Source organism: Kitasatospora sp. NPDC057518 (assembly GCF_042802075.1).
Taxonomy (GTDB): domain Bacteria; phylum Actinomycetota; class Actinomycetes; order Streptomycetales; family Streptomycetaceae; genus Kitasatospora.
The window spans coordinates 1-9,327 of sequence record NZ_JBHVEU010000347.1; the positions used below are offsets into that span (position 1 = coordinate 1).

The 9,327-nt window shown below is 75.5% G+C and carries 8 protein-coding genes; 4 read left to right on the forward strand and 4 right to left on the reverse strand.

Going from position 1 to position 9,327, the window contains the following annotated elements:
* Window positions 1-71: 71 nt before the first annotated feature.
* Window positions 72-914: an exodeoxyribonuclease III gene (locus ACFU7Z_RS28885; protein ID WP_049654497.1), complete on the forward strand. Its 843-nt coding sequence runs from the start codon at window positions 72-74 to the stop codon at window positions 912-914.
* Window positions 915-1,124: 210 nt separating this feature from the next.
* Window positions 1,125-1,748 (forward strand): hypothetical protein, encoded by a 624-nt coding sequence (locus tag ACFU7Z_RS28890; protein ID WP_049654489.1) that lies wholly within the window; start codon window positions 1,125-1,127, stop codon window positions 1,746-1,748.
* Window positions 1,749-1,856: 108 nt separating this feature from the next.
* Here the strand turns inward: ACFU7Z_RS28890 and ACFU7Z_RS28895 are convergent, their stop codons facing one another.
* On the reverse strand, window positions 1,857-2,576 hold the full coding sequence (locus ACFU7Z_RS28895; protein ID WP_117492605.1) for a lysoplasmalogenase: 720 nt from the start codon (window positions 2,574-2,576) through the stop codon (window positions 1,857-1,859).
* Between the two features lie 225 nt (window positions 2,577-2,801).
* On the opposite strand from ACFU7Z_RS28895, the gene ACFU7Z_RS28900 reads away from it, so the two are divergent.
* Window positions 2,802-4,562, forward strand: coding sequence for a DUF2398 family protein (locus ACFU7Z_RS28900; RefSeq protein WP_380780636.1), 1,761 nt, complete (start codon window positions 2,802-2,804; stop codon window positions 4,560-4,562).
* A 115-nt stretch (window positions 4,563-4,677) separates the two neighbouring features.
* Here the strand turns inward: ACFU7Z_RS28900 and ACFU7Z_RS28905 are convergent, their stop codons facing one another.
* The 3 genes from ACFU7Z_RS28905 to ACFU7Z_RS28915 form a co-directional block, all read right to left on the reverse strand.
* Complete coding sequence (locus ACFU7Z_RS28905; RefSeq protein ID WP_049659792.1) at window positions 4,678-4,857, reverse strand: hypothetical protein; 180 nt, start codon at window positions 4,855-4,857, stop codon at window positions 4,678-4,680.
* A gap of 120 nt (window positions 4,858-4,977) precedes the next feature.
* Window positions 4,978-6,609 (reverse strand): BCCT family transporter, encoded by a 1,632-nt coding sequence (locus ACFU7Z_RS28910; protein ID WP_049659793.1) that lies wholly within the window; start codon window positions 6,607-6,609, stop codon window positions 4,978-4,980.
* Between the two features lie 134 nt (window positions 6,610-6,743).
* Window positions 6,744-7,175 carry a MerR family transcriptional regulator gene (locus ACFU7Z_RS28915; RefSeq protein WP_380780638.1) on the reverse strand — a complete coding sequence of 144 codons (432 nt, stop codon included), beginning with the start codon at window positions 7,173-7,175 and terminating at the stop codon, window positions 6,744-6,746.
* A 719-nt stretch (window positions 7,176-7,894) separates the two neighbouring features.
* Here ACFU7Z_RS28915 and ACFU7Z_RS28920 point away from each other — a divergent pair.
* Window positions 7,895-9,325: a sulfite oxidase gene (locus ACFU7Z_RS28920; RefSeq protein WP_380780640.1), complete on the forward strand. Its 1,431-nt coding sequence runs from the start codon at window positions 7,895-7,897 to the stop codon at window positions 9,323-9,325.
* The last annotated feature ends 2 nt before the right edge of the window (window positions 9,326-9,327 follow it).

Consider the following 9,327-nt stretch of genomic DNA (forward strand, 5'->3'; position numbering starts at 1 on the left):
GTGCCGGGCGGTATGTTCGGGGTGGGCCTCCCGCACGAGGGGCGGCCCACCCCGTCCGTATGCCCGACTGCATGTCCGTCCGCACCGAACCACCGGGAAGGCCGCCCGCCGTGACCGTCCGCATCGCCACCTGGAACATCAACTCCGTCACCGCGCGGCTGCCCAAGCTCCTGGAGTGGCTGGAGAGCGCCAAGCCCGACGTGCTCTGCCTCCAGGAGCTCAAGTGCGCGGCCGACGCCTTCCCGTACGAGGCGGTCCGCGAGCTCGGCTACGAGACGGCCGCGCACGGCAACGGCCGCTGGAACGGCGTCGCGATCGTCTCCCGGATCGGCCTGGACGACGTCGTGCGCGGCCTCCCCGACCAGCCCGGCTACTTCGCCGACGGCGCCCTGCTGCCCGAGGTCGAGCCGCGCGCCATCGCCGCCACCTGCGGCCCGGTACGGGTCTGGTCGGTCTACGTGCCGAACGGCCGCGAGGTCGGCCACGCGCACTACCAGTACAAGCTGGAGTGGCTGGAGGCGCTGCGCAAGGCCGCCACCGAGGACGCCGCCGGCCCCCGCCCGTTCGCCGTCCTCGGGGACTTCAACATCGCCCCGACCGACGACGACGTCTTCGACGCCGCCGCCTTCGAGGGCCTCACCCACGTCACCCCGGTCGAGCGCGCCGCACTGGCGGCCCTCGACGGGATCGGCCTCCAGGACGTGCTGCCCCGCCCGCTCAAGTACGACCACCCGTACACCTACTGGGACTACCGCCAGCTGGCCTTCCCCAAGAACCGGGGCATGCGGATCGACCTCACCTACGCCAACAAGCCCTTCGTCGAGGCCGTCACCGACAGCTACGTGGACCGCGAGGCCCGCAAGGGCAAGGGCACCTCGGACCACGCGCCGGTCGTGGTGGACCTCGACCTCTGAGCCGCACCGCGTGAGCGCCACTCCGGGTGAGCGCCACGGCTGAGCCCCGCCGCGGGCGTCACGACGGGTCACAGGTCGTAACCCGAACGGTCGTGAGCGCTGGCCGAGCGTGGGGCGCGTCCCTACCGTCGGTGAATGACCGGGTGCAGTTGCTCGACCACGTGGACATGGGAGTCCCCGGCTGCGCCCGAGAATCCCGGAGGTTCCGGTATGCGCCCCATGCGTACGGCCGCCGCCGCCCTGATCGGCGCGACGGCGCTGACCGGCCTGACGGCCCCCCTCGCATCCGCCAGGGACGGTTCCGCGTCGGTCAGCCCGTCCCAGGCCGCACCGGGCCAGACCGTGACGGTCACGGTCTCCTGCGAGAAGTCGGACAAGCCCGACGCCAAGACCATCACCGCCCGCTCCGCCGCCTTCGAGGGAGGGCCGGCGACCCTCACCCTGGGCCCCGACGGCAAGCACAGCGGCTCCGCCCGGCTGGCCGGCCAGCACGCCGGGGACAGCAAGGTCGACGGCACCTGCCCGGACGGCGGGGCCTTCGCCACCAGCGTCACGGTCACCACCGTGGCCGTGCCCGACAGGGGCGGCGACAAGGGCGGCGACAAGAACCCCCAGAAGAACCCGGGTCTCGGCGAGTGGGGCGAGGCCGCGGGGGAGTGGGCCGGCTCGCTCGGGCAGTCCGGCGCGGGCAACCAGCAGGTCGCCCCGCACGGCGCCGTGCAGACCGGCCTCGGCGGCTCGGTCGCGGCGAACCCGGGGGAGCTGGCCGGCGGCCTCGCGCTGGTCGCGGGCGGTGTCGGCGGCTTCTGGTTGTTGCGGAGGCGCGGTGCCTGAAGGCCTCGCGCCCCACTGCGCCCCTGCGCCGCGCCGCTGGATCCCGACGGGATCGGCGGCGCGGCGGCGTGTCGGGACGGCGTGCCGGTTCTCCGGAGCGCCGGTGCGTCAGGCGGTCCGCGGTTCGGCGTCCTCGCGGTGCAGCCGGTCCTGGTGGCGGAGGGTGCCGTCGGCCAGCAGGTACTGGGCCAGCACATAGGTCGCCATGATCCAGAACTGATGGCCCGGCAGCTCCCGCCACTTCGCCAGCTGGGTGGCGATCAGCGTGTCGGAGAGCAGGAACAGCGCCCCGCCCAGCCCGGTCCGCCAGCCCAGCCCGGCCGAGGTGACGGCCGTCGAGGCGAGCAGCAGGCTGTAGCCGGCCACCGGGACGCGCAGGTCCCCGAGGTCCGGCCAGAGCTGCCCGACCAGGGCCACCCAGGCCGTCGCGTACGCGGCCGCGACCACCAGGGCCCGGCGGCGGTCGGTGAGCGCGCCGCGCTGGACGAACATCGTCACGTAGCAGACGTGCGCCGCCGCGAACGAGCCCATGCCCGCGAGGAACGCGGGGTCGTTCTTCAGCTGGAGCAGCACGTCGCCGCCCGCGCTCAGCAGCAGCGCCGGCGCCAGCAGCTTCGGCGCCTCCCGCCCGGCCTTCGCGGCCGCCGCCACGCTGTGCGCGGCCAGCAGCGGCATCAGGGCCGGCTTGGTGGCGTTCTGGAGCACCGAGGCGCCGGAGGCGATCGCGCCCAGGTGTGCCGCCGAGGTGGCCGCGAAGCCGCCCAGCAGGCCGGTGGCCGAGCGCAGGCGCGCCCCGAGGCCGACGCGGGTGGTGGTACGGACGGTCATGCGTGCGCCTCTCGGTGATCCGCTGCTTCGGACCGACCCTAGAGGAGCCGGACCGGCGGTGGAAGGGTCGGTTACCGGTGCGTAACCCGGGCGGGGTGCGGCGGATGACGGGGCGGCCGGTGAGCGGAGCGCGGGCGGCCGCTTCGAGGGCTCTTGCGGAGAGTTCCTCAGGAGGGCGGTTGCTGCGGTCGGGTGGCCCGGGCACCGTCTAGTCTGGACCCCGACATGGATCAGCAGGACTACGCGGTCGGCGCCACCCGGGTGGCCGCCGGCAGGCCGGACGGACGCACGGGCGGGGCAGGGCGGGGAACCGCCGCCGCCGTCCTCGCCGTACGCGAAGCCGGTCCCGAGGCTGGTCCCGACGCCGGTGGTGCCTCCGGTTCCGACGCGGGCCGCTCCTCCGGTCCCGCTGACAGGACGCCGGGGGCGGCCATGGGGAGCGGTGCTGACGGCCCGCAGGCGTCGGCCGCTCCGGCCGTCGACACGACGCTCTCGCCCGACCCGGGGCTGCTGCGCCTGGCCCACTGGTTCGCCGCCGCCACCCCCGGCACCGCCGACGACCTCTGCACCGCCTCCTTCGGCCTCTACCCCGCCCGCCACCTCGGCACCGCCGCCGAGCCCGCCGCCGATCCCGGCGTCAGCTGGTGGCACGGCCCCACCGCGCACTTGGCCACGCCCGTACGCCCCCGCGAGGACCGCACCGAGGGCGGACTGCGCCGCGCCCGGCGCGACGACGCCGCCCTGCCCGTCGTCCGGTCGGGGGCCAAGACGGGCCGGCCGGGCCGGCACCGCAGGCCCGAACGCACGCGGGTGGCACCGCCCACCGTCGTGGCGCAGGATCGTTCCGGCGAGGAGCTCCCGGCGGCCGAACGCCGAATCGCCGCCCGGCTGTTGCTCGCCCACCCGCTGGTCACCGCCTCCGGCCCGCACGCCGACGGCTTCCCGCTGATCCGCCGTCACCGCGACTGGCTCGCCGAGCGCTTCGACACCCTGCTCGGCTACCGCCTCGTGGTCGGCCCCTGGCACGCCCGGCTCTGCAAGGCCGGCCTGGGTCCCGGCGCCGCGCGCCGCCTCGAACACCCCGTCACCGGCACTCCGTTCACCCCGGCCGGGTACGCCCAACTCGCCCTCGCGCTCTCGCTGTTGGTCGACGCCCCGGAGGAGCTCGGCTACCGGCGGCTGCTCGACGCGATGAACGCCGCCGCCCCCGAACTCACCGCCGAACCGACCGACCTCGCCATGGCGCTGGCCGCGCTGGCCGGCTGGCAGGTGCTCGGCGAGCTGCCGGCCGAGGGCCCGGCCGACGACTCCTTCGTGCTGACCGTGGACCGCGAACTCGCCCGGGCCGTCCCGGCCGGCCCGCCCGCCCTCGCCGACGACGCCGCCGACCTGATCCGCCGCGCCGCCGAGGCCGAGCCCGCCACCGCCGTCCGCCGCCTGCTCGCCGAGACGCCCGCCGTCCTGGCCGCCGACCTCCCCGAGGACCACCGCGCCTGGCTGGACGAGCACCGGCTCAGCGGCCCGGCGGCGCTCGCCGAGTTCCTCGGACTGGAGGCCGAACTGCGGGCCGAGGGCGTCGCGCTGCTCGACCCGGCCGCCGAGCTCACCGACCTCGCCCTCCCCGGCGGGGGCACCCTCACCCAGGCCGCCCTGCTGCTGGTCGAGCGCCTGGTCGAGGAGGTCCGCCCGCTGCCCGACGAGCCGGTGGCCGGCGACGTCCCGATCCCGGACGCGCTGATAGACGGCGTCCTCGGCGACATCGCGGACGAGTTCGGCCTCCCCGCCCGCTACCTCGCCGACCGCACCGCCCTGCGGCGGGACGCCCTCGACGTGCTCCACCGCCTCGCCCTGATCACCCCCACCCCCCACCCCACCCGCCCCCCGGCCTGGCGCCTGCGCCCCCCGGCCGCGCGCTACGCCCCGGCCCCCGACCTCCACCCCACGCCCGGCACCGGCCGCCACTCCCGCCCCGGACAGCCGGCGTAGCGGACCGCCGCCGTGGCGGCGGCGCCCACCGTGCCGCCCCGGCTCCGCCGCCGGGGAGCGGAAAGCAAGAAGCACCGGGCCCGGAACGGGACCGCGGTGCTGGGTGGAGCAGGGGCTACTTGCTGGCGGAGGCGCTCGCGAGGGGGCCGTGTTCGACGGTCTCCACGGTGGCGCCGACGCCCAGGGTGCCGAGGGCGATGGAGGTGAGTACGGCGGTGACGGCGAGCAGCCGGCGGTGCCGTTGGGGCAGGGGGAAGCGCGGTTCCTGGTAGGGCGCCTGAGGGCTGGCGTTCATGACAGGGAGGTTTCCAGGGCGGCGTGAACGGTCGGTACGTGCGGGTGAAGTCCGGACGGGGGTTGGGCGTCGGTTGGCCGCGTACGCCCCACCCGTCACCGGGCAGGGCGTACGAGCAGGTCAGCGGCGTGTGCCCGACTCGCCGACGACCTCCCGGACGGCGTCCCGCAGGCCGTGCGGAGGGTGGAAGCGGGCGGGGGCGGCGGCCGGGTCCTCGCGGAGCTCCTTCACCAGCGAGACGCACAGCAGCAGCATCACGACCACGAACGGCAGCGCGACCAGGATCGTCGCGTTCTGGAGCGCGGTGAGCCCGCCGGCCAGCAGCAGGGCCGCCGCGACCCCGCCCATCAGCACGCCCCAGACCACCACCAGCCAGGTGCGCGGGTGCAGCGAGCCCCGGCTGGAGAGCGAGCCCAGCACCAGCGAGGCCGAGTCGGCGCTGGTGATGAAGAAGGTCATCACCAGCAGCACCGCGACCACGCTGGTCACCGAGCCGAGCGGCAGCGCGCGCAGCATCTCGAACAGCGAGGCCTCCGGGCCCTGCGGGATGGTCGCGACCAGGTCGGCCGCGCCGGTGGTGGACAGCCGGATCGCGGTGCCGCCCATCACGCAGAACCAGATGACCGTCGCCCCGCTGGGCACCAGCAGCACGCCGAGCAGGAACTGCCGGATGGTGCGGCCGCGCGAGATCCGTGCGATGAAGGTGCCGACGAAGGGCGCCCAGGAGAGCCACCAGGCCCAGTAGAAGATCGTCCAGGAGCCGAGCCAGCTCTCGTCGGTGAAGGCGCCGGTCTGGGTGGACATCCCGAGCAGGTCGGAGAGGTAGCCGCCGACCGAGGAGGGGATCGCGTCCAGGGCGAAGACCGTCGGGCCGACCACGAAGACGAAGACCATGATCAGCGAGGCCAGTACGACGTTCGCCGTGGAGAGCCACTTCACGCCCTTGTGCACCCCGGAGAACGCGGAGACCACGAACGCGGCGGTCAGCGAGCCGATGATGATCAGCTGGGCGTTCTGGGTGTTGCGGACGGAGGTGATGTAGCCGAGCCCGTCGGCGACCTGGAGCGCGCCGAGGCCGAGGCTGGTCGCGGAGCCGAAGACGGTTGCGAACACGGCCAGCAGGTCGATCGTCCGCCCGGCCCAGCCGTCCGCGCCGCGCTGGCCGATCAGCGGGACGAAGGCGGCGGAGACCCGGTTGCCCCGGCCCTTGCGGAAGGTGGTGTAGGCGAGGGCCAGGCCGCCGACCGCGTAGATCGCCCACGGGTGCAGGGTCCAGTGGAAGAGCGAGAACTCCAGGGCCTGCTGGGCGGCGGCCGCGCTCTGCGGCTCCAGGCCGGAGCCCGGCTGCGGGGTGGCGAAGAGCTGGAGCGGCTCGCCGACGCCGTAGAACATCAGGCCGATGCCCATCCCGGCGCTGAACATCATGGCGATCCAGGCGAGGGTGGAGAACTCGGGCTCGTCGTCGTCGCGGCCGAGCCGGATCCGGCCGAAGCGGCTGAACGCGAGCAGCACGCTGAGCGCCAGGAAGACGTCGGCGGCCACCACGAACAGCCAGCCGAAGTTGTGCAGCACCCAGCCGAGCGCGGTGTCGGAGGTGCGGCCGAGCGAGTCCTCGGCGAAGACGCCCCAGGCGACCACCGCCAGGACCAGGACGGCGCCGATGCCGAACACCGCCCGGTCGGCCGGAAGGGTCGCGGCGGGTTCGTCGGGCTCCTCCACGGGCTGGTCGGACTGGGGCGGCTGGCTGCTCATCGGATGGACCCCTCGACATACTCGGCGTGCGTCGGCACGCTCGGATTCAAGCTGTATGTCGCACTATGTCCAGTCCGCTCCGTGAGCGGAGGGACGGCGCGCCGGGGAAGCGCGGGGTCGGGACCTACGTCCCGTCAGGCCGCCTGCTCCTCGCCGTAGTCGTGCCCGTCGTCGTGCCGGTGCCCGGGCCCGTGCTGCCGTCCGTGGTCGGGCCCGGAGTCGCGCGCGGTGGCGAGGTAGTGGGAGAGCGCCCGGCGGCTGCGGCTGAGGTCCTCGATCCGGGAGTCCAGGTCGGCGAGTTCGCCGCGCAGGATGGCGAGCAGCTCCGGGCAGGCCTCCAGGACGGGGACCGGACCGGTGGCGCAGGGCAGCAGCTCGGCGATCACCCGGGTACTCAGACCGGCCGCGAGCAGGCTGCGGACCTGCCGCACCCGGACGGTGTCCTCCTCGCCGTACTCGCGGTAGCCGGCCGCCGTGCGGTCCGGCCGGAGCAGGCCCTGTTCCTCGTAGTAGCGGAGCAGGCGGGTGGACACCCCGGTCAGGCGGGCGAGTTCTCCGATGCGCATGACCGGGCGAACGCCGCCGCCTGCCGGGGTGTTCCCCCGGGAGGCTCGGCTCCTGAGGAACTCCGGCGGCACGTCGCGCAGTTCGGGCGGCGTCCCGGCCACCGGCAGGCGCCCGCAGGGGAGTTCGGCCAGGCGTGTGCCGGGGATCAGCCCGGCCGGCGACCAGGGCGGGGACGGCTGTCGCGGCCGGTTCGGCGCGGACGTCGGTCCGGGCGGCGGGCCGGAACCGCTGCCGGAAGCCGTCCGGTGCCGGGGACTTGGGGTGTTCCCGCAGCGGGGGGAGCTCGTCCGGCCGGTCGGCCAGGTCGATGAACAGCTCGGAGAGCGTCCGCCACCGGGCCGGGCCCCGGCCATGCCGGCGAGCAGTGGCAGCGAGCGGACCCGCCCGGGGCGGCGGGTGGCGATCCGGACGGCGACGGCGGCGCCGAGCGGGTATCCGGCCAGATCGAAGGTGTCCGGGCGCCGGCCCCGGCCCCGTGGGCGAGCGGCGGTTCCGGGCCGGGACCCCGGAGGATCCGGGCGGGCGGGGTGGCTGACATGGGGTGCTCCGCTGCGGGGCGGGGTTTCGCCGACACAATGGGAACGGTAGGAGTCCACACCGGTGAGTAGGTCAGACCGGGGAGCGGAAGCCCGTCCAGGACGGCCCGCGGGCCCCGGCGGCGGCCGCGGTCGCGCGCGGTGCCGAAACCGACCACGTTGAAACGGAAGGAACGCCGTTCATGGACGACGAGGTCCGCACCCCGAACGAAGCAGTCCCGACGCCGGCCGATCCGACGCCCGCCGACCGGAGGCAGACCGACCGGAGGCAGACCGATCGGAGCAGGGCCGACCGGAGGCGGGTCGAGCCGACGCGGGCCGCCCGGGACGGCGCGCGTGCCGACGGCGTGGACCGCCGGACGCTGCTGCGGGCGGCCTCCGCCGCCGGGGCGCTCGCCGCGCCGGTCCCGGCCGCGCCGCTGGTCACCGCGGGCCGGGCGGCCGCCGAGGGGGTGTCCGGGCCGGCGTCCGGGGTGGTCTCCGGGGCCTCGTCCGGGCCCGTGCCCGGGATCGTCAAACCGCTGCCCGCCGAGTGGTTCGTGCCGCACGGCACCAACGCGGAGACGCGCTGGGACACCTTCCGCGGCGCCGATGGCGGCGCCGCCATCGGCCGCCACGTGCCGGTGGAGCGGTTCTTCGTCCGCAACCACACCAGCACCCCGCTGATCGACCCGGACACCTGGAGCCTCAGGCTCTTCGGCAGCGGCCTGCGCGGCGCCCCGACGGCCGGGCGCCCGGTCGAGTTCGGTCTGGACGACCTGCGGGAGCTGCCGTCCACCCGGATCAGCGCGCTGATCGAGTGCGCCGGCAACGGCCGCAGCTACTACTCCGGCCAGCAGGGCCAGCCCGTCCCGGGCACGCCGTGGACGCTCGGCGGCGTCGGCTCGGCGAGCTGGCGGGGCGTCCGGCTGGCCGAGGTGCTGCGGGCCGCCGGGCTGACCGGGGCGGCGGTGGACGTGCTGCCCACCGGCCTGGACCCGGACTTCGTCGCGGGCGGCACCAACTACGGCCCGGTGCGCCGCCCGCTGCCGATCGCCAAGGCGCTGGACGACGTGCTGCTCGCGTACGAGATGAACGGCGAGCCGCTGACCCCGGACCACGGCGCCCCGGCCCGGCTGGTGGTGCCCGGCTGGGTGGGCATCGCCTCGATCAAGTGGGTGGGCAGCGTGGAGGTCGCCGACCACCCGCTGTACTCGCCGTGGAACACCGACTTCTACCGGATGTTCGGCCCGGACTACCCGCCCGGCGGGGGCGACCCGCTCACCGTCCAGGTGGTCAAGAGCGCCTTCGAGCTGGCCGCGGGAGCGCGGCTGGCGGCGGACCGCGAGCACCGGCTGCACGGGCGCTCGTGGTCCGGCGTGGCGGCGGTGCGCCGGGTCGAGGTCAGCACGGACGGCGGCCGGACCTGGCGGCGCGCCGAGCTGCGCGACGAGCCGCGGGCCGACGGCTGGACGCGCTGGAGCTTCGACTGGCGCCCCGGGCGGCCCGGCCCGTACGAGCTGCGCGCCCGCGCGACGGACCGCCGGGGGAACACCCAGCCCGAGCGGGCGCTGTTCAACCGGGAGGGCTACCTGTTCGGTGCCGTGGTGGCCCACCCGGTGACGGTGGTCTGAGC

Coding starts and splice junctions, on each gene's coding strand:
- ACFU7Z_RS28885 (WP_049654497.1), top strand. CDS start 72: ATGTCCGTCCGCACCGAACCACCGGGAAGGCCGCCCGCCGTGACCGTC.
- ACFU7Z_RS28890 (WP_049654489.1), top strand. CDS start 1,125: ATGCGCCCCATGCGTACGGCCGCCGCCGCCCTGATCGGCGCGACGGCG.
- ACFU7Z_RS28895 (WP_117492605.1), bottom strand. CDS start 2,576: ATGACCGTCCGTACCACCACCCGCGTCGGCCTCGGGGCGCGCCTGCGC.
- ACFU7Z_RS28900 (WP_380780636.1), top strand. CDS start 2,802: ATGGATCAGCAGGACTACGCGGTCGGCGCCACCCGGGTGGCCGCCGGC.
- ACFU7Z_RS28905 (WP_049659792.1), bottom strand. CDS start 4,857: ATGAACGCCAGCCCTCAGGCGCCCTACCAGGAACCGCGCTTCCCCCTG.
- ACFU7Z_RS28910 (WP_049659793.1), bottom strand. CDS start 6,609: ATGAGCAGCCAGCCGCCCCAGTCCGACCAGCCCGTGGAGGAGCCCGAC.
- ACFU7Z_RS28915 (WP_380780638.1), bottom strand. CDS start 7,175: ATGCGCATCGGAGAACTCGCCCGCCTGACCGGGGTGTCCACCCGCCTG.
- ACFU7Z_RS28920 (WP_380780640.1), top strand. CDS start 7,895: ATGGACGACGAGGTCCGCACCCCGAACGAAGCAGTCCCGACGCCGGCC.